This window comes from Cupriavidus sp. FW306-01-F10A (assembly GCF_058782785.1).
Genome location: NZ_JBYSYA010000008.1, coordinates 86,289 through 109,503, shown reverse-complemented (window position 1 = coordinate 109,503; position 23,215 = coordinate 86,289). Strand labels below are relative to the sequence as shown.

Here is a 23,215-nt window from a genome sequence, read left to right as displayed (position 1 = left end):
AGTTCGATGACAGAAGAAGAAAGCGCAGTTCATATCTACGTGCTGGCCGATGGAGCCGTGCACCCGACTCGCATTGGTGCATTGCTGCGCGAATCGGGCGCCGACTTTCGAAATGTGTATGCCGGCCTGCCCGAAGCCGATGCTGGCGACGCCTGCCTGTTCCTGGCGCGGGTGGACGATCCCAAAGCGCCCTGGCTAGCGCAATTCGACGCGATGGATTTGCGGGCGCCATGCATCACGCTCATCTGGAGCCGGGTGGACATTGACCGCCTCGCCCGTCATTTGCATCAGTTTCTCGTTGCGGACATTGGCGAAGGCATGACCGCCCTGATTCGCTACTACGACCCGCGCAACCTGCTGGTGACGATGGAAGTCTGGGGCGACGACATCGTGGAACGGATCATGCGACCCATTCAGCAATGGAAACACCGTGGCTACAGCGACGAATGGCAGTGCATTGATGGGCCGATGGAGGGTGAGAGCACGCAGGACACGCCGCCTTCCATCCAGCTCAGCCAGGAGCAACTGGACCGACTGACCGAACACTGCGAGCCGGATCAGTTGCTTGCGGCGCTTGTGGAGGGCGGCGTGGTTGATGGGGCAGGTCCTTATCTCACGCGCTTCATGGATTTTCTGCCCCGTTACCAGCGTGCCGCCGAGTGGGGGCTGACAGAGCCAGCGGATCGAATGTACTTCTGCGAACTTTCATACCGATACGGCCCTGACTTCGATGCCCACGATGACATACGACGTGCATTAGAAGAGCGTGGCAGTTCCGGGAAAACGATGATCGCCTGCGCGGATGGGGTACATCCATCCGTCTGTGAGCAACTGACGAAGCATGCCGAAGGGGGGGGCAAAGTATGAAATTGCTACCCGTTTCGACATTGATGGCGGGATGCTTGGCCTGCCTATCAGGCTGCGAGCCCCGTGCGGTGCAGACAGCTGCTGATCCGGAGGAGATGCTCTCGGGCGGCGTTAGTGGGCTGAACTATTCCCCGTACTACATTGCTACCTTTGACATTACCGGAGATAACGGCATATCAGGCGGCGGCCCCAACATATCACCGGCGACTCCAGACATCACACCAGCGGGTGGAGGGGCAGAACAGTGCTGCATTTCGTACCCGAAGAAATGGCGGCGCGGCATTAAGGTTAGTGTCCGTTGGATTGCCAACAAGAAGCTCGACGGTTACGCGTGGGGTTCCTGGTACAAGGCTGATGCCGAGATCGCAGAGTATGGCCCGCGCACAGGCGGCATGTTTGTCATTTTCCTGCCAGGGGACCGCATCAAGGTCATGGTACGGGGACGGAAATGCGAACGGCCATAACAGCGTTGCAATTCGGCCGGCTGACGATGATCCCTACCTTGCCGTTGGTAAGGTGGACGATGAGGCGAACCGTGAGGAAGAGGAAAGACACCTCAGGAATTTTGGCAGCGTAATTAAAGCAGACCCATCAATTGGAGATTTAAGGCAATGAGCATATCGCGATGGCCTGAAATTGGAAGCGAGTGTTCGTTTCGGGGGAATTATGATCGCCTGCGCGGATGGGGTGCATCCATCCGCCTGGGAGCAATTGGAAGAAGATTCGGAACGGGAGATCAGCGCATTAAATCCCTGTTCGTGTGGGCTTTGATGGCGGTATGCCTAGCGATTCTGTCAGGCTGCAATGAAAGCTCTATCGTTGGAACTCACTCAAACGACGATCCTGACGCCATGATGTCCGGCGATGTTGATGGACGGAATTACACTCCCTTTTACATTGATACCTTCAATTTAACGGGTCCCGATAATGGCATTGGAGGTGGTGGGCAGAACATCTCGCCGGCAAGATCGAGCGATATACCGATGGAGGCCGGTGGCGCCTGCTGTGGCACGTTTCCGGTCCACTGGCGCTCGGGGTTAAAGGTCACGGTGCGTTGGATCGCAAACAAGAAGCTCGATGGTCACGCATGGGGTTCTTGGTACAAGGCAGAGGCGGAAATTCCTCAATATGGCACAACCACTTATGGCATTTGGGTCATCTTTCTGCCTGGAGATCGCGTCAAAGTCATGGTCATGGATGGAAATGCGAATGGCAACAACAAGGTAATGGCTCGACCTGCCGACGACGATCCTTATGTGGCAGTTGGTGTGGTGGATGACGAAGCGAATCGTAAGGAAGAGGCGGCGAGCTTAAGAAGGTTCGGAAGAATATTGAAGGCGGACCCATCAATTGGAGATGTGAAACAATGAGCGTATTACGTTGGCCCGAAAAAATGCCGGACGACGGTCTGCTGCCAAAGGCCAAGGTGGCTTACGACCTCGGCAAGGGAAAAGTCCGCGATCACGACGCGGGCTGCGAACAGACGCTGCACATCAGCCTGTTCTTTGATGGTACCAACAACAACGACGATGAGGATAATCAAGAATTTCGGGACTCCAAGTGGGGTGCTCACACGAATGTGGCGCGTCTATCCCGGGCCGCACGCCATGATCCATTGAATGGTATTTTTCGATATTACATCGCTGGCGTCGGAACCGTCTTCAAAAAAATCGGGGAGATGGAGTATTCCTCTTCCGGTAAGGGATTTGCCGTGGGCTACGGACGTCGCTGCGTGTGGGGCTATACACGTGTCTTGAATGCCGTATATAAGGCAATTGCGGGCGGTGAGGAGGATCGCTTGATTCCCAATGATGAAGCCAAGGCGCTTTGCCTTGCCGCTGCTGATGGCTTCCGGTCGTTCTCCAGTGTCTTCAACATGAAGCACAAGAAGCTGGCCGGCATGCAGCGGGATCGCAAGCGGGACAGCCAGCGCAACAAGGTGGTAAAGCAGGTTTGGATCAATGTCTTCGGCTTCTCGCGCGGGGCCGCCGGGGCACGGTCATTCGTCGGCAAGCTGACCCGCGACTGGGCGCCAGGCGGCAAGATTGCCGGCGAGATTCCCTACAGGATCAACTTCATGGGGCTGTTCGATACGGTCGCGTCGGTGGGGCCGCCCGATTCGGTGAAGGCCGCCCTCGATATCAGCGTGTTTGATGGGCATTTCGCCTGGTCGAATGATGGGCTGATGAACATTCCCAAGGACGTGCAGCGCTGCGTGCATTTCTTTTCCATCCACGAGCAGCGCATGAGTTTCCCGCTGGATACCATCCGGGAAGGCAGCGTTTATCCGGGTGGTCCAGGCAAACGGCTGGAGGTGGCCTTCCCGGGGGTGCACTCGGACGTGGGGGGCGGCTATCCACAAGAAGACCAAGGGAAGGCACGGAACGGGGATGCCAGCAAGCTCAGCCAGATTCCGTTGCACCAGATGTATATCGAAGCCCTGCGGGCCGGGGTGCCTCTGCAACTGGAAGAGGAAATCATCCGCAAGCAAGGTGACCGGCATGACTTCCAATTGGAAAAATCTTTGATCGACGCCTTCAATCGGTGGCTAGATAGGACCGTCGAAATTTCGCGCGTGGAAGATGCCTTGCGATTCGGCATGCGCCAGAGCCTTGCGTGGCGCACCCTGCGTGCCCGATGGAACAAGGGCGACTATGTGACCAACCAGCCGTTCTTCCTGGCAGCGCATGAGGACGGCATGACGCCGCATCAGTTGGAGCAGCAGGTTGACAAGGCCATGAAAACCGATGCCGAGGCGATCAAGATTCGCAAGCGCATCGATGCGTTGGCCGCTGCCCGCACGACGCTTGGATTGGCCGGGATCGCGCAGGAAGGATACATCAGCGCAGACCAGATGAAGGAGGGCGAGAAGCTGGACAAGCAGGCAAGGCAGGCCTGGGATGCGCTCCAGCGGCGTCGAGAGCAGAAGTACCAGGAGGTTGCACGAGCGAAAGATAAGACCCGGCCCGGAGAGGGGGCCGCTGAGACGGTGACCAACGACCAGCACGATCTCCGCGAAGCTGCCGAGGAATTCCGGCTGCTGCTGGGCTATCTCCATCCCGAGCAGCGGGCAAGCCTCGGCGTGGAGCTATCGCCCATGACGCCGCGACCGCCAGCGGTGGGCGCTCACATGCTTTGCCCGTTACGCGTTCCGCTGGCGGCATATACCAACCCTACTGGTCAATACCTCTGCGTGCCGCGCGAGAGCAACCCCGACAGCAAGCGCGTGCTATTGATCCCCAAGGATTTCTACGTCCAGACCGCGGTATTTTCAAAATTCGACGCGGAGAAGTTCGATGTCCTGGTGCTGCCAGCCAGAGACATGCTCGATCAATTGCGCGCCTGGACGGCGCCAGCGGTGGTCGACCAATTCGCCCGCCAGGAGCAGGCAGCCATTGCCCTGTTCGACAACTATATCCACGACAGCCGGGCCTGGTTCCGCGTGCCCGACTTCCATGAATATGCGCCCGGTGGTTATGGATGGGCGCGCGTGTTCTTCATCGGCCATGACAACTGCGTGCGGCATCTGGGATTTGGCACGGATGCGCTGGTCAAGAGTGTCAATACGGGTCCAAAGCCTACGCCTGCGGAAATGGCGATGCATGATTAACAATACAGCGATTGGCTAAGTTGATCATGACATCGGTAACGGCACATGTTGGAGACTGATCCCACCCCTCGCAAAGCCCCATCCTGGTTGCCGAAACAGGGCGGCCAAGCGGGCGGCAAGTCATCACCGAGCCCCAGGCCGAAGCCGAAGGCAAAGCGGAAATTCGCCCAGGACATCGATGCAGCTATCCAGGGCAAGGATGCGGAACCGGTCACGGTCGCCCCCTACGATGAAGCGGCGCTTGCGAAGCGACTTAAGGCCATTCAGGCCGCTCCCAATCCGCTCCATGAGGCAGCTCGACCACTACTGCGGGCGATGTGTGACCTGAAGCCGAAGATGAAGCTTCAGCGCAGGCAGGTGGAGCAGTTGCGCGCCTTGCTGGAGCGCGAAGTTCACGCATTCAAGACGCTTTGCCATCAGGCGAACATCGAGGCCGACCATATCACCATTGCAAGCTACACGCTTTGTTCGGCACTGGACGAGGCGGCACAGCATTCGAAATGGGGCGGCGGAAAAGACGGCACCGGCGTCTGGGCACAGATGGCGTTATCCAGCCAGTTCCACGGAGACCGCGAAGGCGGCATCAAGGTCTACCAACTGCTGGCCCGCGCCATTGAGGTCCCGCACGGCAAATACGACCTGATCGAGTTGTTTTATCTCGTCATGAGCCTTGGGTTCATGGGCCGCTATCGGGTGGAAGCCGGAGGAGACCGGCAGCATGAGCATATCCGGCAGAAGCTCTACGAACTATTGAAGTCACAACGTCCGCCGGTGCGGGATGCACTATCCGGCGATCTGGAGGTCTCCAGAGAACGGAACTTCCGGCCGCTGCGGGGTATTCCAGTATGGATGGCAGTCACCGCATACGCGCTTGCAGCGCTTGTTGCCTTTGGATATTTCAAATATCAACTATCGACCCGCGCGCACGAAGTCGCGCGGGAGATCGAGGCGATTGGGGACGCCGCGGCGTCAGCGCTGCCTCGGGCGCTACCCCCACCAGATGTCAAGGTTGGCGGCAATGAATCGGGAGATGGCAGTCGCAAACAGTGATTGCCCGCGAACACGTTGGGGAGGCGGCCCCGCTTGAGCCGACATCACTGGGCCCGCGGCGGGCGCGAATTTGCTGGAACTCAATAAATTGTCATTTTTGGCAACTTGCAGCATTTGGGTGATTCCCGCCGTAAGCAATATGGCTTAAAGTGCCGGGGCCTTTATCGGCACTTCCGAGCTACCCACCAAGAACAACATCATGAAAGCATCTCTCTCGCTCGCTTCCTGCGCCATCGCGGCGGCACTGCTGGCCGGCTGTTCCGGCGGCATGCCCACCAATCTCGATGGCGTGATGAGCGCCGGCACTTCCCTGGCCAAGGCTGCCACGCTGTCCGACGCCGACGTCAAGAGCCTGTCCGACCAGGCCTGCGCTGAATCGGACAAGACCAACAAGATCGCCGCTGCCAACACCACCTACAACAAGCGCCTGGTCAAGATCATGAGCGGGCTGAAGAACAGCGATGTGCCCAACGTCAACGCCAAGGTCTACATGACCAAGGACGTCAACGCCTGGGCCATGGCCAACGGCTGCGTGCGCGTCTACAGCGGCCTGATGGACATGATGACCGACGATGAAGTGCGCGGCGTGCTGGGCCATGAGCTGGGCCACGTGGCGCTGGGCCACACCAAGAAGGCCATGCAAGTCGCGTACACCGCAACGGCCGCACGCGGCGCGGCGGCAGCTGCCGGCAATGGCGCAGTGGCGGCGCTGTCGCAGTCGCAACTGGGCGAACTGGGCGAGAAGCTGATCAACGCGCAGTTCTCGCAGTCGCAGGAAAGCGCGGCGGATGACTATTCCTTCGACCTGCTGACCAAGAACAAGGCCAACACGCGTGGCCTGGTGACGGCGTTCCAGAAACTGGCCAAGCTGGACGGCGGCAAGTCCAGCATGTTCTCGTCGCACCCGGGCTCGGAAGACCGCGCCAAGCATATCGAGCAGCGCATCAGCAAGGCTTCGTAAGCGGCCTGCGCAAGCAAAAAACCGCCCGCACCGGTCATGCCGGTGCGGGCGGTTTTGCTTGGTTGGCGCTGCGCCGGGGGTCAGCGGTAGACGATCACCGGGATGTCGGTATGCGTCAGCACCTTCTGCGTCTCGCTGCCCAGCAGCAGGCCGGACAACCCGCGCCGGCCGTGCGACGCCATGAAGATCACGTCGCAGCCATGGCGCTCGGCCGCGTCGATGATGCCCAGGTAGGGCACCGCAAAGGTCGACATATCGGCGTCGAAGGTCACGCCCGCCGCCGTGGCCAGGTTCTCGACCTCTTTCAGATACAGTTTGGCCTGGTTCTCGATGCGGTCCTTGAAGGCCTGCGGGGCTTCGACCACGATTTCGCTGAACGGCGTATAGGGGTACTCCTCCAGGCAGACATAGGCCGTGATGCGCGCGCCGATGGCCTTGGCGAGCTCCAGCCCGCCGTTGATGGCTTTCTTGGAGAGTTCCGAGCCGTCGGTGGGTAGCAGGATATGTTGGAACATGCGGGGCTCCTTTTCTGACTAGGGGATCGGGGCAGGGCAGCCAGCTGGCATCGGCGGATGCCGGGCCGCCGGGACGCGCCTGTCACGAATCCATTGTAGTCAGTGTGCCGAGAAGGGCATTGCGCGGAATCAATTGCAATGAAAGCGTCTCTGCATACCGGCAGGGGCCCCATGCTTCAGTCCGCCAGGACCTCGGCAACCGGCATGGCCGCGGCCCGTTCGGCCCGGCGCCAGTAGGACGGGTTGCCGTAGGTGTTCTTCAGGTGATCGATAAACAGCCGCACCCGCAGCGGCAGGTGCTTGCGCTGCGGAAACACCGCATGGATGCCGATCGGCGGCGCCTGGAACTCATCCAGCACCGTCACCAGCCGCCCGCTGGCGATCTCGCTGCCGACCTCCCACCAGGAGCGCCACGCCAGCCCGTTGCCTTGCAGGCACCACTCATGCAGCACCGCGCCGTCGCTGCATTCCATGGTGCCGCCGACCTTGACCGTGACCGCGCGGCCTTCCTCCTGGAACACCCAGCCACGCTGCACATTGGCGCTGGCGCCAAAGGCAAGGCAGTTGTGGCGCTGCAGGTCTTCCGGCGCCATGGGGCGCCCGGCGCGCGCCAGGTACTCGGGCGAGGCCACCACCACGCGGCGCGTTTCCGCCAGCCGGATCGATACCAGGCTGGAGTCGGGCAGGTCGCCCAGGCGGATGGCGCAGTCGAAACCTTCATTGACCAGGTCGACCACGCGGTCAGACAGGTCCAGCGTGATCGAAACGTCCGGGTGCGACTCAATAAACAGCGGCACCAGCGGCGCCACGTGCTTGCGGCCATAGCCCGCCGGCGCGGTCACGCGCAGGTGCCCGCTGGCCTTGACCCCGCCGGCAGAGACACTGGCCTCGGCGTTGTGCAGGTCGTTCAGGATGCGCTGGCAGTCTTCCAGGAAGGCAGAGCCTTCAAAGGTCAGGCTGATCTTGCGCGTGGTCCGTACCAGCAGCTTGACGCCCAGGCGCTCCTCCAGCGCGTCGATGCGCCGCCCGATGATGGCCGGCGCCACGCCTTCAGCCGCCGCCGCTGCGGAAAGGCTGCCGCGCGACGCGACGGATACAAAGGTCTCCAGTTGTTTGAAATGGTCCACAAATGTTTGCCTGATGTGCCTGCGGTGTGCCGGAACGGTCTTGCAAGCGGTGGCGTTGCGTCCATATGGCCGGCAGTGAGGAGGATTTGGTGCGGAGTTTTGTTTTAGTCAGCCAAGATTAGTTGCCTAAAAGTAAAAGATCAAGTGACCCGCGACCACTTTGCCGCACTGCAGCGTCTCCCTACAATTCGATGCATTCAATGGTGTACAGAGCCACGCAGCTGTGGTCTGCTCGTCCATCCACCCAGTCGCCCGTACCGTTGCAGGTTGCCCAGGCCCTCATGAACAAGATCCGCGCAGTCGTCTTCGATGCCTATGGCACGCTGTTCGACGTGTATTCCGTCACCGCGCGCGCGGAACAACTGTTCCCGGGCCGCGGCGAGGCGCTGGCGCTGCTGTGGCGGGACCGGCAGATCGACTACACGCGCATCCGCACCATGGCCGCGCCCGATGGCTCGCGCTACAAGCCGTTCTGGGCGATCACCGTGGACGCGCTGCGCTACGCCGCCGAGCGCCTGAACCTGACACTGGACGAAGCCGCCGAAGCGCAGCTGCTCAAGGAATACGCGTGTTTGTCCGCGTTCCCGGAGAACCTGGGAGCGCTCAAGCGCCTGCGCCGCGCCGGGCTGCCGCTGGGCATCCTGTCCAACGGCAATGCCGAGATGCTGGACATCTCGGTCAAGAGCTCCGGCATGCATGGCCTGTTCGACCACGTGCTGTCGGTGGACGCCGTGCGCCAGTACAAGACCGCGCCGGCCGCCTACGCGCTGGGGCCGCAAGCCTTCAGCCTGCCCGCGGAAGAGATGCTCTTTGTCTCGTCCAACGGCTGGGACGCCTGCGGCGCCACCTGGTTCGGCTACACCACATTCTGGATCAACCGTGCCGGCCATCCGGCGGAGCGGCTCGACGTAGCCCCCTCCGGCACCGGGCACGACATGAACGACCTGCTTGAATTCGTCCGCGCCCGTGGCGTGGCGGTGTAGCAGGGTCCCTTCAACCAAGCCTTACCGCTATCGATCACAGGAGAAGACTGATGGCTATCACGCTGCCCGCGGGCATGAAGATTACCGGCGAGATCCTGCCGGCCTACGAAGATATCCTCACGCCGGAAGCCCTGGCCCTGGTAGACAAGCTGCACCGCGCCTTTGAACCGCGCCGTCAGGAACTGCTGGCCGCGCGCGTGGAACGCGCCAAGCGCCTGGACGCCGGTGAGATCCCCGACTTCCTGCCGGAAACCAAGAGCATCCGCGAAGGCGACTGGAAAGTTGCCCCGATCCCCCAGGCCCTGGAATGCCGCCGCGTGGAAATCACCGGCCCGGTCGAGGCCAAGATGGTCATCAACGCCTTCAACTCGGGCGCTGACAGCTACATGACCGACTTCGAGGATTCCAACACCCCCAACTGGCACAACCAGCTGCAGGGCCAGGTCAACCTGAAGGCCGCCGTGCGCCGCACGCTGGCCCTGGAATCCAAGGGCAAGCAATACAAGCTGAACGACAAGATCGCCACCCTGCAAGTGCGTCCGCGCGGCTGGCACCTGGATGAAAAGCACGTCACCATCGACGGCAAGCGCATCTCGGGCGGCATCTTCGACTTCGCGCTGTTCCTGTTCCACAACGCCCGCGAGCAGATCGCCCGCGGCGCCGGCCCGTTCTTCTACCTGCCCAAGATGGAAAGCCATCTGGAAGCGCGCCTGTGGAACGACATCTTTGTGATGGCGCAGAACGAGATCGGCCTGCCGCAAGGCACCATCAAGGCCACCGTCCTGATCGAAACGATCCTGGCGGCGTTCGAGATGGACGAAATCCTGTATGAACTGCGCGAGCACAGCGCTGGCCTGAACGCCGGCCGCTGGGACTACATCTTCTCGTGCATCAAGAAGTTCAAGAACGACAAGGACTTCTGCCTGGCCGACCGCGCCAAGGTCACGATGACCGCGCCGTTCATGCGCGCCTACGCGCTGCTGCTGCTCAAGACCTGCCACCACCGTGGCGCTCCCGCCATGGGCGGCATGAGCGCGCTGATCCCGATCAAGAACGATCCGGAGAAGAACGCCATCGCCATGGAAGGCATCATCAGCGACAAGCGCCGCGACGCCACCGACGGCTACGACGGCGGCTGGGTGGCCCACCCGGGCCTGGTCGAGCCGGCCATGAAGGAATTCGTGGCAGTGCTGGGCGACAAGCCGAACCAGTTCGGCAAGCAACGCCCCGACGTGCAAGTGAAGGGCGCCGACCTGCTCGACTTCAAGCCGGAAACGCCGATCACCGAGCATGGCCTGCGCATGAACATCAACGTCGGCATCCACTACCTGGGCGCCTGGCTGGACGGTAACGGCTGCGTGCCGATCCACAACCTGATGGAAGATGCTGCTACCGCCGAGATCTCGCGCTCGCAGGTATGGCAGTGGATCCGCTCGCCGAAGGGCAAGCTGGAAGACGGCACCAAGGTGACGGCCGAGCTGGTGCGCAAGCTGATTCCGGAAGAGCTGGCCAAGGTGAAGGAACTGGTGGGTGGCGATACCAAGACGTATGACCGGGCTGCTGAGATTTTTGAGCAGATGGCTACGTCGGAGGATTTTGCTGAGTTCCTGACGCTGCCGCTGTATGAGGAAGTTTGAGCGGGTAGGGTGCTTGTAGGATGAAAAACCGCAGCTTTGGCTGCGGTTTTTTCTTTTGGGGGTCCGTCAGGACGGCGGTGTGGCTATGGGGTAGGGCGACGCCTTTGGATTCCACGGGGTCTTCCGTGTCTGAACTGAGTTGACGGGAGCGGTGGGGCAGGTCTGAACCGCCCCGGGTTTCGAGGAGGCTCCACTCTTTGAGCGAATGGAGTCCATGAGGAAGTCAGTCAAATTTTTCCCGGAAGTCCGGGAGCGCGCCGTGCGCATGGTGTTCGAGCATCGTGACGAGCACGAATCGCAGTGGGCTACCGTGGTGTCGGTCGCAGCCAAGATTGGCTGTACCGCGCAGACCTTGTTGGCTTGGGTTCGCCAGCATGAGCGCGACACCGGTCAGCGCGCAGGCACAACCACGGCAGAGGCCCAGCGTATCAAGGATCTGGAGCGGGAGGTCCGCGAACTGCGCAAGGCCAACGAAATTCTCAAGCTGGCCGGCGCGTTTTTCGCCCAGGCGGAGCTCGACCGCCGATTCAAGTCTTGAGGGACTTCATCGACGCGTACCGAGGCCCTTGGGGTCGAACCGATTTGCAGGGTGCTGCAGGTCGCCCCGTCGGGCTATCGCCGCTATCACCGTCTGATGGCGCCGCTGGGATATGTGCCGCCGGCCGAGTACGAGGCCAACTACTATCAGCAACTTGAGCAGCAGGCCACACGCATCGCTTGCGCACTACAATGCTCCTGTACAGGCGGCGTCCTGAGGGAGTCTCCAGATGACCGACAGCAGCGTGAAATCCAATCTTCGCAATACGTGGGAGTCGGCAGCACCCGGCTGGGCGAAGTGGGAGCATGTGTTTGCCACCAATCTTTCGGGCGCCACGGACACGCTCATCGATATGGCCGGTATCCGGCCGGGCATGCGCGTTCTCGATCTGGCCTGCGGTGCCGGCAGCCAGAGCATCCAGGCAGCGATGCGAGTGGGTGCCGGCGGCGAAGTGGTCGCCAGTGATATATCTGGCACCATGCTGGAGCATGTCCGCCGAAATGCCGCTCGTGCCGGCCTTCAGAATATCGAAACGCTGGAATGCGCAGTAGACGAATTGGACGAGACACTGGCGCCGTTCGACGCGGCGATGTGTCGATTGGGATTGATGCTTTTCCCGTCACCTGGAGAGGCATTGGAATCTGTCCGACGCGTACTCAAGCCTGGCGCGCGTTTCGCGGCGCTAGTCTTCACGACGCCGGCCAACAATCCCTTTATGGCCCAGCCGATGGCGATCCTTCTACGCCACGCGGGCAAGTCTCCGCCCGCCCCCGGACAACCTGGAATCTTCGCACTGGGCGGCGATGGCGTGATGGAGCGCCTGATGAACGACAGCGGTCTTGGCGATGTGAAAACACAGCACGTTCGAGCGCAGCTCGTCTTGCCGAGTGCGTCTGATGCTCTGCAACTGATGCAGGAAGCCGCGGGGGCATACCGGGCTGTGGTAGCGGACCTCGACGTCGCGGCGAGATTGAGGGCCTGGAACGAGGTTTATGAATGCCTTAAGCAGTTCGACGTCGGTGAAGGCTTCAAGACCGAGCTTGAACTCATCATCGGGTCAGGCACCAAGCCAGGATAGTTTTCGCCCGTTCCATGCCGACTTGTCATTGCTCGCCCGCAATCTTGTCTTGACCGGCGGTCCAAGTCTGGGCGCCCTGCTTGCGCTGACCCGGCGCCTGCTCTTTATCGATGATCGCCAGCTTGCCCAGTTGCATCACCCGGCTGGCGAGCAGACCGCACGCAGCGAACTCCTCCGGCTCGCGTTCAACACCCTGCTGCCGCCAGCCGCGCGTAGCACTGACACTGCCAGGCACCAGAATCACCGGCGCATCCTGAGCCAGGCAATGGACTTGCCGGCAGCGGCGCGGCACACGCCCATCCTGCTTGAAGACCTGTGCGCAGCTACCAGTGCCTCGGAACGTACCATTCGCAACGTGTTCAACCGGTACGTCGGCATCAGCCCCCACCGGTATCTGGTGCTCCACCGCTTGCACCACGCGCGCCATGCGCTGAAGCATGCCAAGGCAGGCGAGACGGTCACGAGCATCTGTATGCGCTTCGGGGTCTGGGACATCGGCCGGTTCGCCATGCAGTACCGCCGGCTGTTCGGCGTGCTGCCCAGCCAGACGCTGCGCGCATCGCATCTCGGCAGGCAGGCGCCACACCAGGGCCAGTTTCCGATGACCATCGCTCGTGATCGAATGACCGACGCGGGCACGACGACACGTTGCTGTGCCGGTTCATGGCACCGATCGTCGGACCAGATCTACAAATCCCACCGGCTAATCGTTGCTCTAGCCATCCTGCTCGCCCCTGCCTCCGAGCACTGAAAGCGCGTTTCACATTGTGGAATTTGCTGCGTCTTTCCCCGGGCGCTAGCTTTCGTTCTCTGAAAAAGCTTTCCACATTACAAAATTTAGCGCCTATCTCATTGAAAAATAAGGGGAAATGAACTCTTATGTCTTATATAAGACTTTGCCGCGACGCATCAAGAAGGCCCTACAATGAACCCACGCTGCTCGCTTCGACATCCGCCAGCACACTCAACTTTTTTCAAACGCGCTTTCTTCTTAGGAATTTCCCATGGCCCAGTATCAAGACGACATCAAGGCAGTTGCCGGTTTGAAAGAGAACCACGGCAGCGCGTGGAATGCCATCAATCCCGAGTATGCCGCCCGCATGCGTGCCCAAAACAAGTTCAAGACTGGCCTGGACATCGCCAAGTACACTGCCAAGATCATGCGCGCCGACATGGCCGCCTACGATGCCGACTCGTCGAAGTACACCCAGTCGCTGGGCTGCTGGCACGGCTTTATCGGCCAGCAGAAGATGATCTCCATCAAGAAGCACTTCAACAGCACCGAGCGTCGCTACCTTTACCTGTCCGGCTGGATGGTGGCCGCGCTGCGCTCTGAGTTCGGCCCGCTGCCGGACCAGTCGATGCACGAAAAAACCTCCGTCAGCGCGCTGATCCGCGAGCTGTACACCTTCCTGCGCCAGGCCGACGCCCGTGAACTGGGCGGCCTGTTCCGCGAGCTGGACGCGGCCGAAGGCCCCGCCAAGGCCGCCATCCAGGCGAAGATCGACAACCACGTCACCCACGTCGTGCCCATCATCGCGGACATCGACGCGGGTTTCGGCAACGCCGAAGCCACCTACCTGCTGGCCAAGCAGTTCATCGAAGCGGGCGCATGCTGCATCCAGATCGAGAACCAGGTGTCCGACGAGAAGCAGTGCGGCCACCAGGATGGCAAGGTCACCGTGCCGCACGAGGACTTCCTGGCCAAGATCCGCGCCATCCGCTACGCCTTCCTGGAACTGGGCGTGGACGACGGCATTATCGTGGCCCGTACCGACTCGCTGGGCGCCGGCCTGACCAAGCAGATCGCCGTGACCAACACCCCGGGCGACCTGGGCGACCAGTACAACTCCTTCCTCGATTGCGAAGAACTGTCGGCCGACGCACTGGGTAATGGTGATGTCGTCATCAAGCGCGACGGCAAGCTGCTGCGTCCCAAGCGCCTGCCCAGCAACCTGTTCCAGTTCCGCGCCGGCACGGGCGAAGCGCGCTGCGTACTGGATTGCATCACCGCACTGCAGAACGGTGCTGACCTGCTGTGGATCGAAACCGAAAAGCCGCATATCGCCCAGATCGGCGGCATGGTCAGCGAGATTCGCAAGGTCATCCCGAACGCGAAGCTGGTGTACAACAACAGCCCGTCGTTCAACTGGACCCTGAACTTCCGCCAGCAGGCGTATGACGCGATGAAGGCCGAAGGCAAGGATGTGTCGGCATACGATCGCACGCAACTGATGAGCGTTGAATACGATCAGACCGAACTGGCGAAGCTGGCCGACGAAAAGATCCGGACCTTCCAGGCCGACGCGGCGCGCGAAGCAGGTATCTTCCACCACCTGATTACCCTGCCGACCTACCACACCGCCGCACTGTCGACCGACAACCTGGCCAAGGAATACTTCGGCGACCAGGGCATGCTGGGTTATGTGGCTGGCGTGCAGCGCAAGGAAATCCGTCAGGGCATCGCCTGCGTCAAGCACCAGAACATGTCCGGCTCGGACATCGGCGACGACCACAAGGAGTATTTCAGCGGCGAAGCGGCCCTGAAGGCGGCGGGTAAGGACAACACCATGAACCAGTTCTGATACCAGTAGTACCCCAAGCAAAAACGCCAACCCACACGGGGTTGGCGTTTTTTTTGTTCGGCGAGATAGCTCGCGGGGTTCTTCAGCCTTATGCATGCGGCGCTGCAGCATCCCGCTGTCGCCGCCGGCCTTTGTTGAAGGCGCGCTGCGGTGCTAGGCTGAAGGCGAGATCTTGCCGCCCAGGCGGAGACACCAATGGTCGAAGCTTCCGAACTGAAGTCGGGCATGGTCATCATGCTTGAGGGTGAACTTCATAGCGTTACCAGCGCCGGGTACCACGCCGGCGGCGGCCAACAGGGGAGCGCAGTTTTCGCCAAGTTCAAGAACCTCAAGACTGGTCACATCAAGGAGTTGCGGTTACACCCGGGCCACAAGCTCGAAGAGGTCGAGCTTGATCACCAGGAGATGGAATATCTGTACACCGATGGTGTCGCCTTTTTCTTCATGAATCCCGACACCTTCGAGCAGATCAGTTTTCCTGCGGAAACCATGGGTGCATACCAGAAATTTCTTCACCCCAATATGCGAATCCCGGTGCAGCTTTATGAGGGCGAGCCAGTCACCATCGCATTCCCGCCGGCGGTCGAGGTAACCATCATGTCCACGCCGCCAGGACTGCACGAGCATGAAACCTCTACCTTCAAGACTGCCACGCTGGAGAACGGCATGGAAGTTCTCGTTCCTCAGTTCGTCAAGGAGGGGGACACGGTGCGAATCGAGGTCGCTTCAGGAAAATATCTGGAGCGGATAAGGCGAGGGACGCGAAAGTCGTGACGCCAGTGCCGCGCCATCGCTCCCTGCATGCGCAGCGCCGCGTACAGTCTCGCTGGAACTTGGCCGGCAGCAAACTGTGCGCGCCAAATGCGATTGCCCAGGCGCGCTACGCTGGAGATCCTTCCTCGCCGAGCTGACTTACTCGTTCCTGAGATCAATGCCGAAGCCGCCAGCCAGTTCACAATCGATGATCCCGGCGGCGTAGGCAAAAAGCCAGTCCTCTGCCTCCAGCAGCGATGCGGGCGGGTGGGGCCAGTCCGGCGTAAAGCGGATGCCCATGTCCTCATTGCGCGTGGAGATCTGGACTCGCCCGCATGGCTTGCCTGGCTCAATCACCTCCGGCACGAACAGGGCAACGTGGAATCCCTTGTAAGACCGCTCTTTTTCCAGCATTTCAGCCTCCGAAAATTTATGCAGGTCCGTGGCTCAGCACGAGCGCCGGACTGTCTTGAGTTCACGATATAGCGGGGCGCGGCGAAAGCCTAGTAATGCCGCGGCCAGTGCCCAGGCATGGGAGTGACCAGTGGCGGATTTCGGCAACAGGAACCCCGGGGATCACATCGGAGCGTGCGGTCGATTTTGACCTAGACTGAAAAAGTGCCCTTCGCGCGCTTCGGGGCTGCGCAATGGAGCTTCACTGGCAGCCGATAATGCGGGCGAATGACAATGGCACAGGCTACCTGAATTCATGTGAATTGATGTTCACGAAGGGGGCATCATGTTGCAAGCCAGTGAAATGCAGCAACGTTTTAGTCATCTGCAGCAAACCATCAGCGAGACATCACGCACTTGTCATGCCGATGCGGGGATTCCACAAGATTTGATGAACTGCGTGGATGAGCTCGACAAGGAATGCAAAGCGGCATCGAAGGTCGTGTCTTCCAAGGATGAGGATCGGATCCGGCAGTGGGTCGATGATCTCGAACGGATCGGTGATCGTGCAGACCGCGCTTGCCAGCAGGCCGGCGGTCTCGATGCAAAGGTCAAGGATGCAGTCAGTTCGATGCATTCGGAACTTTCTGACCTGAAGCGCCAAGTGCACTAACCAATCTGACAGCCCCGGTCCAACCCGCCGGGGCTGATTGCTCACTTGCGCCGCATTTCCACGACCGTTGGTTTGCCATCGACGTTGTCGAAGGTCACGGAAACTGCGTCGCCCTCCTTGAAATCCTTCAGCGATGCGCGTTCCTTGACGGGGAACGCCATGGTCATCGGGCCCATGCCGAGGTTGGCGATCGGTCCGTGCCTGAGCGTGACCTTGCCGGCCTGCGCATCGATCTTCTTGATCTCGGCTGCGACGGGTTGCGGCGCCTGCTGCGAGGGTGCGGACGGCTTCATGTCCATGCCGTCCATCGAGCCCGCTGCGAATGCGGCCGGCGTGGTGGTCAAGGCAAGGACGAGGGCGAGCGTCTTGATGGATTTCATTGCGGTTCCTTTTGCAGTGATGGGTGGACGGAAACAGGTTGAGGTCTGGTCTGGCGCCGGCGCATCAGCAAATACACCGCCGGCACCACGAAGAGCGAAAGCAATGGCGCGGTGAGCATGCCGCCCACCATCGGCGCGGCAATGCGCTGCATGACCTCGGAGCCGGTGCCATGCGACCACATGATCGGCACCAGGCCGGCCAGGATGACGGCGACGGTCATTGCCTTGGGGCGTACGCGCAGCACCGCGCCTTCCTGGATGGCTTCAAGCAGCGCGGACAGGCTGGCTTCGCCCTGGTTCGCGCGCGCGGTCCATGCCTGCTTGAGGTAGAGCAGCATGATCACGCCGAATTCCGCCGCCACGCCCGCCAGCGCGATGAAGCCGACCACGCCGGCAACCGACAGGTTATAGCCCAGCAGGTAGAGCAGCCAGAAGCCGCCGATCAGCGCCAGCGGCAGCGTGCCCATGATGAGCAGGGCTTCATCGAGACGGCCGAACACCAGGTACAGCAGCACGAAGATGATCAGCAGCGTGAACGGTACCACCACCTTCAGCTTTGCGGCGGCCCGCTCCAGGTATTCGAACTGCCCGGACCAGCTCAGCGAATAGCCGGCCGGCATCGGCACCGCTTTCGCGACGGCAGCCTGCATGTCCCGGACGGCCGAGCGCAGGTCACGCCCGCGGATGTCGACATACACCCAGCCCGACAGGCGCGCGTTTTCGCTGCGCAGCATCGGCGCTCCCTGCACCACCTGGATGCGCGCCACGTCGGACAGCACGATCTGCTGGCCCTTGTCGGTGACGATGGGCAGGCTGCGCAGTTGCTCCACCGAGTCGCGGTAGTCGCGCGGGTAGCGTACGTTGATCGGGAAGCGCGCCAGCCCGTCGACGACCTCGCCCACATTGTCGCCGCCGATGGCCGACGACACCACGCTCTGCACATCCGCGATGTTCAGCCCGTAGCGGCCCGCCGCCACGCGATCGATGTCGATATCGACATAGCGCCCGCCGCTCAGCCGCTCGGCCAGCGCCGACGTCACTCCCGGCACTGTCCTGACGGTTTCCTCGATGCGCGTTGCCAGGCGGTCGATTTCCTTCAGGTCCGCGCCCGCCACCTTGATGCCGACCGGGCTCTTGATGCCGGTGGCAAGCATGTCGATGCGGTTGCGGATCGGCGGCACCCAGATGTTGGACAGGCCCGGCACCTTGACCACGCGATCGAGCTCTTCCACCAGCTTGTCGGTGGTCATGCCGGCACGCCACTGGTCGCGCGGCTTGAACTGGATGGTGGTCTCGAACATCTCGAGGGGTGCCGGATCGGTCGCGGTATCGGCCCGGCCGGCCTTGCCGAACACGGTCGCCACCTCGGGCACGGTCCTGATCAGGCGGTCGGTCTGCTGCAGCAGCTGCGCCGCCTTGCCGGCGGAAAGGCCCGGCAATGCCGATGGCATATAGAGCAGGTCGCCCTCGTCGAGCGGCGGCATGAATTCGGCGCCGGTACGCAGCATCGGCCACGCCGTCGCGGCCAGCAGCACCGCGGCGATCGCAAGGGTGGTCTTCGGGTAGGCCAGCACCCGTGCCAGCACCGGCCGATAGGCGCGGATCAGCCATCGGTTCAGGGGGTTGGACTTCTCCGAGGGAATCCTGCCGCGGATCAGATAGCCCATCAGCACCGGCACCAGCGTCACCGACAGGCCCGCCGCCGCGGCCATGGAATAGGTCTTGGTAAAGGCCAGCGGCGAGAACAGCCGGCCCTCCTGCGCCTCCAGCGTAAAGACCGGGATAAACGACAGCGTGATGATCAGCAGCGAGAAGAACAGCGCCGGCCCGACCTCGGTGGCGGCCCGGCCGATCACGCCCCAGCGCTCGTCCCCTGCCAGCGCCCGGCCGGGGTTGTCGGCATGCCAGTGTTCCAGCTGCTTGTGCGCGTTCTCGATCATCACGACCGCGGCATCGACCATGGCGCCAATGGCGATGGCAATGCCGCCCAGCGACATGATGTTGGCATTGATGCCCTGGTAGCGCATCACCAAAAAGGCGGCCAGCACGCCCAGCGGCAGCGACACGATCGCCACCAGCGCGGAACGCAGGTGGAACAGGAACAGCAGGCACACCAGCGCGACCACGGCGAACTCTTCGGCCAACTTGTGCGTCAGGTTTTCCACCGCGCGCTTGATCAGCGCGGAGCGGTCGTAGGTGGTGACGATCTGCACACCGGCAGGCAGGCTCTTCTGCAGCGTGGCTAGCTTTGCCTTGACCGCCTCGATGGTTTCCAGCGCGTTCTTGCCTGAGCGCATCACGATCACGCCGCCGGCAACCTCGCCCTGGCCGTCAAGTTCGGCGATGCCGCGCCGCATCTCCGGCCCAAGCTGCACGACTGCGACATCGCCCAGCCGCACCGGAATGCCGGCATCGCTGGTTACCAGCGGGATCTGCCGGAAATCGTCGAGCGTCTTCAGGTAGCCGCTGGCGCGCACCATATACTCTGCCTCGCCCATTTCCAGCACCGACCCGCCGGCTTCCTGGTTGGCGCCCCTGAGCGCCGCCAGCACCTTGCCCTGCGACAGGTTGTAGGCGCGCATCCGGTCCGGCAGCAGCACCACCTGGTACTGCTTCACCATGCCGCCCAGCGAAGCGACCTCGGCCACATTGGGCAGCGATTTCAGTTCGAAGCGCAGGAACCAGTCCTGCAGCGCGCGCAACTGGCCGAGGTCATGCTGGCCGGTCTTGTCCACCAGCGCGTACTCGTAGATCCAGCCGACGCCGGTGGCATCCGGGCCCAGCGCCGGCCTGGCCGCGGCGGGCAGGCGGGACTGCACCTGGTTCAGGTATTCCAGCACGCGCGAGCGCGCCCAGTACAGGTCGGTGCCATCCTCGAACAGCACATAGACGAACGAATCGCCAAAGAAAGAGTAACCCCGGACCGTCCTGGCGCCGGGCACCGACAGCATGGTGGTGGTCAGCGGATACGTGACCTGGTTCTCGACGATCTGCGGCGCCTGGCCGGGGAAGGGCGTGCGGATGATCACCTGCACATCGGACAGGTCGGGCAGGGCGTCGAGCGGCGTGCTCCGCACCGCCCACAGGCCCCATGCGGTCAGCATCACCGTGGCCAGCAGGACCAGGATGCGGTGGCGGATCGAGGCGAGGATCAGGCGCGCGATCATGGCCTGGCTCCCTGGGCGGTGCCGGCGGGCTCGACTGACGACAGCATGGCCGCGCCGTCGCGGTCCAGGCGGAAGCGGAAGCGGATGCGGTCGCCAGGCTTCAGTCCCTTGGGCAGGCCTGTCGGCGGCGCGGCGAAATCCATGGTCATCGCACCCCACTGTGCCGACGGGATCGGGCCGTGCGAGATGGTCAGGCTCTCGCTGCCGTGCACGGCTTCGATGCGGCCTGTGCCTTCATGCTCGGTCGATGGTGCGGCAGGTGCGGAGGCCGCAGGCGGGGCGGACATGCGTTGCGCGCTGCCGCGCAGGCTGGCTTCCGAGTCGATCAGGAACTGGCCGGACGTGACCACTTTCTGTCCCGGCGCCAGTCCGTCCAGCACCTCGACCATGCCATCGGCCTCGCGGCCGGTCTTGATCTCGGTGGCAACGAACCCTGCCTGGCCGGCATCGACCATGACGATACTGCGCTGACCGGTGCGGATGACCGACTCCGACGGGATCAGCAACGCTTCCTTCTGCGCGCCACTGTCGAAGCCGACCGTGACAAACATGCCCGGCAGCAGGCGCCTGCCTGGGTTTGGCAGCACGATGCGGGCCTTGACGGTGCGGGTCGCCGGGTTGACGTCGGGAAGGATGGCGTCGACCTTGCCGCCAAGGGGGCTGGCCGTGCCGCCCTGCAGTACCGTGGCCGCCGCGCCGGGTCGGATGGTGCCGGCCTGGCCCTCTGGTACCTCGGCAATCACCCACACCTGGCTGAGATCAGCCAGGCGGAACAGCGTCATGCCCGGCGACACGGTCATGCCCTCGCGCACCGCCACCTCGGTCACGAGGCCATCGACCGGGCTGGCGATGGCAACACCGGGCTGCAGCTTGCCGGATCTTTCGACCGCACTGACCTGGCCCGGTGTCATGCCCGCCTGCAGCATGCGATTCCTGGCAGCACTGCGCAGGTCGCCCAGATGCTCGCTTGCTGCCATGCGCGACACGGCCAGGTATTCCTCTTGCGCCGCGATCCAGTCGGGCGAGTACAGGGTGACCAGCGCCTGTCCGCGCCGGACCGGGTCAAGGGTCGCGCGGACCGCGACGTGCTGCACAAAGGCGTTGGTGCGCGCCTGGATGACCTGCACGCTGCGTTCGTCGATGGCGACATTGCCGGGCACCTGCAGCATCGCGGCCAGCCGCCCAGGCTTTGCTTCGGCGGTGCGAATGCCGAGGTTTTGCGCGACATGGCTGTCGACGGTGACACCGCCGCCGCCATCGTCCGCGTAGACCGGCACCAGTTGCATCTCCATGAAGGGCGACTTGCCCGGCTTGTCGAAGCGCTGGCCCGGCACCATGGGATCGTGCCAGTACAGGATCTTCCTGCCTGTCTTCGGGTCGATGTCGCCGGCCTTGAGCATGGTGGATTGCGCGCCAGCCGTGCTCGACGGTTGCGCAGTCTGTGTGCCGCGCGTGAACCCGAAGTGGTAAGCGCCGTAGAGGGCGATGCCGGCGACGACCAGCCCGGCTGCTGCTGCAATGATGTGCTTCTTCATTTTGCCTCCCTCACTGCGGCTTCGGTCTGGGCGGTCGGCAATGGCACCAGGTAGTTCAGGTCCGCCCACAGCTTCGCGGTTTTTGCCTCAAGCAGCAGGCGATCCATGGCGGTGTCGATGGCGCGATGGTTGGCTTCGGCGACGGCCGCCAAGCTGCCCGTGCTGGCGCGGTAAGCCGTCAGTGCCGCATCCGCCTGTGCCCGCGCGAGCGGCAAGGTCTTGTCGTCGTAGCGCCGCAGCCGGTCAAGGTTGCGCTGCAGCTCGGCCAGCCTGGCGCCGACCATGGCCTGGGTATTGCGCCGGATCACTTCCAGCCTGGCCCGCGCGTCGTTGGCCTGCGCCAGCCGCGCGCTGATTTCACGGTCCTGGCGGTTGCCCCGGTCCCACGGCAGCGGGAAGCTGACGTTGAGCGAGCCCATGTTCGAGTAGGCCGAGCCGCGCTGGCTGTACATCAGCTCGACCGTCACGTCCGGCTTGCGGGCTTCGGTTGCCACCTGGATTTCCGATTCGGCCAGCGCCACGTCGCGCTGCGCAGCCGACAGTTCGGGCACGGCCTCGAACTCGCCCCGGGCGAGTTGCCGGGCGCCTGGCGGCACTTCAAGCGGTGGCCGCTCCGACAGCGGGCGCCGCGCAGCGGCGCCGACCCAGCGCTCCAGGTTCAGCGTGGCCGTTGCCAGCGCGGCGCGGTTCTCGTCCTCGCGGTCGTGCAGCTTCTGGATTTCCAGCTCCATCGCCAGTACCTCCGCACGCGAGCCGCGCCCGCTGCGGTAGGCCGCGGTGGCGGCCTGCAGCGCCAGTTCAAGCGGATGGCCGTGATGGCCGAGCAGCACGCCGGCCTGCTCCGCATACCACCGGTCGAGCCAGGCATTGACCGCATTGCGCTGCACGCCTGCCAGCCCCAGCGCGCGCTGCGCGTCGGCAGCGGCGGCTTCGGCTTCGAAGCGCGCGGCCCTGGCGCGGCGCTTGTCCGCGCGCGTGAATTCCTGCATCACCGAGATCGAGCGCATGGTCATGGAATCCCGGCTCAGCGAGAACGCGTCCGAGCCGTTGACCGGCACGTTGTTGACGCCGAGCTTGACCACGGGATCCGGCAGGCGGCCGGCGGCGACCGCCATTTGCCCCGCGGCCTCCACGGCGCCGCGCGACGATTCGGCGTCGCCGGCATGGGCGCTCGCGATCGCGACGGCTTCCTCAAGGGAGAGGGACGGGGCGGATTGCCCGGGCGCGCCTTGCGGCGCAGCCAGGCCGATTGCGGGCGCGCTGAGCAGCGCCACGGTCAGGTGACGTAAAAAAAGCATAAAACCTCCAGGGACGACGACTGCTGCCCGCATGGAAGCAGGCAGCATCAGGTGACGTCGAGCCG

At 62.7% G+C, this 23,215-nt stretch carries 20 protein-coding genes, 1 pseudogene and 1 other annotated feature; of the genes and pseudogenes, 14 read left to right on the top strand and 7 right to left on the bottom strand.

Annotation, left to right across the window (positions count from 1 at the left end; genetic code table 11):
- Positions 1 to 6 precede the first annotated feature (6 nt).
- The 6 genes from AC3WLF_RS14150 to loiP all read left to right on the top strand — a co-directional run bounded on the left by AC3WLF_RS14150 (position 7) and on the right by loiP (position 6,488).
- Positions 7 to 867 carry a DUF4123 domain-containing protein gene (locus AC3WLF_RS14150; RefSeq protein WP_492358409.1) on the top strand — a complete coding sequence of 287 codons (861 nt, stop codon included), beginning with the start codon at positions 7 to 9 and terminating at the stop codon, positions 865 to 867.
- On the top strand, positions 864 to 1,331 hold the full coding sequence (locus AC3WLF_RS14145; RefSeq protein ID WP_492358408.1) for a DUF3304 domain-containing protein: 468 nt from the start codon (positions 864 to 866) through the stop codon (positions 1,329 to 1,331). Before AC3WLF_RS14150 ends, AC3WLF_RS14145 begins: the two co-directional genes overlap by 4 nt.
- A gap of 147 nt (positions 1,332 to 1,478) precedes the next feature.
- Complete coding sequence (locus tag AC3WLF_RS14140) at positions 1,479 to 2,237, top strand: DUF3304 domain-containing protein (RefSeq protein ID WP_492356463.1); 759 nt, start codon at positions 1,479 to 1,481, stop codon at positions 2,235 to 2,237.
- Positions 2,234 to 4,477 (top strand): T6SS phospholipase effector Tle1-like catalytic domain-containing protein, encoded by a 2,244-nt coding sequence (locus AC3WLF_RS14135; protein ID WP_492356464.1) that lies wholly within the window; start codon positions 2,234 to 2,236, stop codon positions 4,475 to 4,477. Before AC3WLF_RS14140 ends, AC3WLF_RS14135 begins: the two co-directional genes overlap by 4 nt.
- 45 nt (positions 4,478 to 4,522) lie before the next feature.
- On the top strand, positions 4,523 to 5,527 hold the full coding sequence (gene icmH / locus AC3WLF_RS14130) for a type IVB secretion system protein IcmH/DotU (protein ID WP_492358407.1): 1,005 nt from the start codon (positions 4,523 to 4,525) through the stop codon (positions 5,525 to 5,527).
- Between the two features lie 199 nt (positions 5,528 to 5,726).
- Positions 5,727 to 6,488, top strand: a complete 762-nt coding sequence (gene loiP / locus AC3WLF_RS14125; RefSeq protein ID WP_492319987.1) for a metalloprotease LoiP — start codon at positions 5,727 to 5,729, stop codon at positions 6,486 to 6,488.
- An 80-nt stretch (positions 6,489 to 6,568) separates the two neighbouring features.
- Here the strand turns inward: loiP and AC3WLF_RS14120 are convergent, their stop codons facing one another.
- Both AC3WLF_RS14120 and AC3WLF_RS14115 read right to left on the bottom strand, forming a co-directional pair.
- Positions 6,569 to 7,003 (bottom strand): universal stress protein, encoded by a 435-nt coding sequence (locus tag AC3WLF_RS14120; RefSeq protein ID WP_010810522.1) that lies wholly within the window; start codon positions 7,001 to 7,003, stop codon positions 6,569 to 6,571.
- A gap of 176 nt (positions 7,004 to 7,179) precedes the next feature.
- Positions 7,180 to 8,130 carry a LysR family transcriptional regulator gene (locus AC3WLF_RS14115; RefSeq protein ID WP_492319988.1) on the bottom strand — a complete coding sequence of 317 codons (951 nt, stop codon included), beginning with the start codon at positions 8,128 to 8,130 and terminating at the stop codon, positions 7,180 to 7,182.
- Between the two features lie 281 nt (positions 8,131 to 8,411).
- Between AC3WLF_RS14115 and AC3WLF_RS14110 the strand changes: the two genes are divergently transcribed.
- The 7 genes and pseudogenes from AC3WLF_RS14110 (at position 8,412) to AC3WLF_RS14080 (ending at position 15,725) form a co-directional block, all read left to right on the top strand.
- Complete coding sequence (locus tag AC3WLF_RS14110) at positions 8,412 to 9,113, top strand: haloacid dehalogenase type II (protein ID WP_035821522.1); 702 nt, start codon at positions 8,412 to 8,414, stop codon at positions 9,111 to 9,113.
- 50 nt (positions 9,114 to 9,163) lie between these two features.
- Positions 9,164 to 10,750 carry a malate synthase A gene (gene aceB / locus AC3WLF_RS14105; RefSeq protein WP_492358406.1) on the top strand — a complete coding sequence of 529 codons (1,587 nt, stop codon included), beginning with the start codon at positions 9,164 to 9,166 and terminating at the stop codon, positions 10,748 to 10,750.
- A gap of 214 nt (positions 10,751 to 10,964) precedes the next feature.
- Positions 10,965 to 11,375, top strand: a pseudogene (locus AC3WLF_RS14100) (transposase); the annotation flags it as partial.
- Positions 11,243 to 11,357: a sequence feature (AL1L pseudoknot), on the top strand. (Overlaps the previous pseudogene by 115 nt.)
- Before the next feature lie 142 nt (positions 11,376 to 11,517).
- Positions 11,518 to 12,366, top strand: a complete 849-nt coding sequence (locus AC3WLF_RS14095) for a class I SAM-dependent methyltransferase (protein ID WP_492317937.1) — start codon at positions 11,518 to 11,520, stop codon at positions 12,364 to 12,366.
- On the top strand, positions 12,281 to 13,117 hold the full coding sequence (locus tag AC3WLF_RS14090) for an AraC family transcriptional regulator (protein WP_492358405.1): 837 nt from the start codon (positions 12,281 to 12,283) through the stop codon (positions 13,115 to 13,117). Before AC3WLF_RS14095 ends, AC3WLF_RS14090 begins: the two co-directional genes overlap by 86 nt.
- 253 nt (positions 13,118 to 13,370) lie before the next feature.
- Entirely contained in the window at positions 13,371 to 14,951 is a 1,581-nt protein-coding gene (locus AC3WLF_RS14085) for an isocitrate lyase (protein ID WP_492317935.1), read from the top strand.
- Between the two features lie 195 nt (positions 14,952 to 15,146).
- The gene (locus AC3WLF_RS14080) at positions 15,147 to 15,725 is read left to right on the top strand and encodes an elongation factor P (protein WP_492317934.1); all 579 of its coding nucleotides are present in this window, start codon (positions 15,147 to 15,149) and stop codon (positions 15,723 to 15,725) included.
- Positions 15,726 to 15,863: 138 nt separating this feature from the next.
- On the opposite strand, the gene AC3WLF_RS14075 is transcribed toward AC3WLF_RS14080, so the two are convergent.
- Positions 15,864 to 16,118 carry a hypothetical protein gene (locus tag AC3WLF_RS14075; RefSeq protein ID WP_492356467.1) on the bottom strand — a complete coding sequence of 85 codons (255 nt, stop codon included), beginning with the start codon at positions 16,116 to 16,118 and terminating at the stop codon, positions 15,864 to 15,866.
- Between the two features lie 325 nt (positions 16,119 to 16,443).
- On the opposite strand from AC3WLF_RS14075, the gene AC3WLF_RS14070 reads away from it, so the two are divergent.
- A complete protein-coding gene (locus tag AC3WLF_RS14070; RefSeq protein ID WP_492317932.1) occupies positions 16,444 to 16,770 on the top strand; it encodes a hypothetical protein in 327 nt (108 codons plus the stop codon).
- A gap of 41 nt (positions 16,771 to 16,811) precedes the next feature.
- Here the strand turns inward: AC3WLF_RS14070 and AC3WLF_RS14065 are convergent, their stop codons facing one another.
- From AC3WLF_RS14065 to AC3WLF_RS14050, 4 genes are read right to left on the bottom strand one after another with little or no spacing between them, the layout of a single operon-like run.
- Positions 16,812 to 17,150, bottom strand: a complete 339-nt coding sequence (locus tag AC3WLF_RS14065) for a copper-binding protein (RefSeq protein ID WP_492317931.1) — start codon at positions 17,148 to 17,150, stop codon at positions 16,812 to 16,814.
- On the bottom strand, positions 17,147 to 20,317 hold the full coding sequence (locus AC3WLF_RS14060) for an efflux RND transporter permease subunit (protein WP_492358404.1): 3,171 nt from the start codon (positions 20,315 to 20,317) through the stop codon (positions 17,147 to 17,149). The genes AC3WLF_RS14065 and AC3WLF_RS14060 overlap by 4 nt, the downstream gene beginning before the upstream one ends.
- Entirely contained in the window at positions 20,314 to 21,852 is a 1,539-nt protein-coding gene (locus tag AC3WLF_RS14055) for an efflux RND transporter periplasmic adaptor subunit (protein WP_492352737.1), read from the bottom strand. The genes AC3WLF_RS14060 and AC3WLF_RS14055 overlap by 4 nt, the downstream gene beginning before the upstream one ends.
- Positions 21,849 to 23,150 carry a TolC family protein gene (locus tag AC3WLF_RS14050; protein WP_492358403.1) on the bottom strand — a complete coding sequence of 434 codons (1,302 nt, stop codon included), beginning with the start codon at positions 23,148 to 23,150 and terminating at the stop codon, positions 21,849 to 21,851. Before AC3WLF_RS14050 ends, AC3WLF_RS14055 begins: the two co-directional genes overlap by 4 nt.
- Positions 23,151 to 23,215: the final 65 nt, after the last annotated feature.

Excerpts from the sequence above, each read along its gene's own strand:
- AC3WLF_RS14150 (WP_492358409.1), top strand. The coding sequence starts at position 7 with ATGACAGAAGAAGAAAGCGCAGTTCATATCTACGTGCTGGCCGATGGA.
- AC3WLF_RS14145 (WP_492358408.1), top strand. The coding sequence starts at position 864 with ATGAAATTGCTACCCGTTTCGACATTGATGGCGGGATGCTTGGCCTGC.
- AC3WLF_RS14140 (WP_492356463.1), top strand. The coding sequence starts at position 1,479 with ATGAGCATATCGCGATGGCCTGAAATTGGAAGCGAGTGTTCGTTTCGG.
- AC3WLF_RS14135 (WP_492356464.1), top strand. The coding sequence starts at position 2,234 with ATGAGCGTATTACGTTGGCCCGAAAAAATGCCGGACGACGGTCTGCTG.
- icmH (WP_492358407.1), top strand. The coding sequence starts at position 4,523 with ATGTTGGAGACTGATCCCACCCCTCGCAAAGCCCCATCCTGGTTGCCG.
- loiP (WP_492319987.1), top strand. The coding sequence starts at position 5,727 with ATGAAAGCATCTCTCTCGCTCGCTTCCTGCGCCATCGCGGCGGCACTG.
- AC3WLF_RS14120 (WP_010810522.1), bottom strand. The coding sequence starts at position 7,003 with ATGTTCCAACATATCCTGCTACCCACCGACGGCTCGGAACTCTCCAAG.
- AC3WLF_RS14110 (WP_035821522.1), top strand. The coding sequence starts at position 8,412 with ATGAACAAGATCCGCGCAGTCGTCTTCGATGCCTATGGCACGCTGTTC.
- aceB (WP_492358406.1), top strand. The coding sequence starts at position 9,164 with ATGGCTATCACGCTGCCCGCGGGCATGAAGATTACCGGCGAGATCCTG.
- AC3WLF_RS14095 (WP_492317937.1), top strand. The coding sequence starts at position 11,518 with ATGACCGACAGCAGCGTGAAATCCAATCTTCGCAATACGTGGGAGTCG.
- AC3WLF_RS14090 (WP_492358405.1), top strand. The coding sequence starts at position 12,281 with ATGAATGCCTTAAGCAGTTCGACGTCGGTGAAGGCTTCAAGACCGAGC.
- AC3WLF_RS14085 (WP_492317935.1), top strand. The coding sequence starts at position 13,371 with ATGGCCCAGTATCAAGACGACATCAAGGCAGTTGCCGGTTTGAAAGAG.
- AC3WLF_RS14080 (WP_492317934.1), top strand. The coding sequence starts at position 15,147 with ATGGTCGAAGCTTCCGAACTGAAGTCGGGCATGGTCATCATGCTTGAG.
- AC3WLF_RS14075 (WP_492356467.1), bottom strand. The coding sequence starts at position 16,118 with ATGCTGGAAAAAGAGCGGTCTTACAAGGGATTCCACGTTGCCCTGTTC.
- AC3WLF_RS14070 (WP_492317932.1), top strand. The coding sequence starts at position 16,444 with ATGTTGCAAGCCAGTGAAATGCAGCAACGTTTTAGTCATCTGCAGCAA.
- AC3WLF_RS14065 (WP_492317931.1), bottom strand. The coding sequence starts at position 17,150 with ATGAAATCCATCAAGACGCTCGCCCTCGTCCTTGCCTTGACCACCACG.
- AC3WLF_RS14060 (WP_492358404.1), bottom strand. The coding sequence starts at position 20,317 with ATGATCGCGCGCCTGATCCTCGCCTCGATCCGCCACCGCATCCTGGTC.
- AC3WLF_RS14055 (WP_492352737.1), bottom strand. The coding sequence starts at position 21,852 with ATGAAGAAGCACATCATTGCAGCAGCAGCCGGGCTGGTCGTCGCCGGC.
- AC3WLF_RS14050 (WP_492358403.1), bottom strand. The coding sequence starts at position 23,150 with ATGCTTTTTTTACGTCACCTGACCGTGGCGCTGCTCAGCGCGCCCGCA.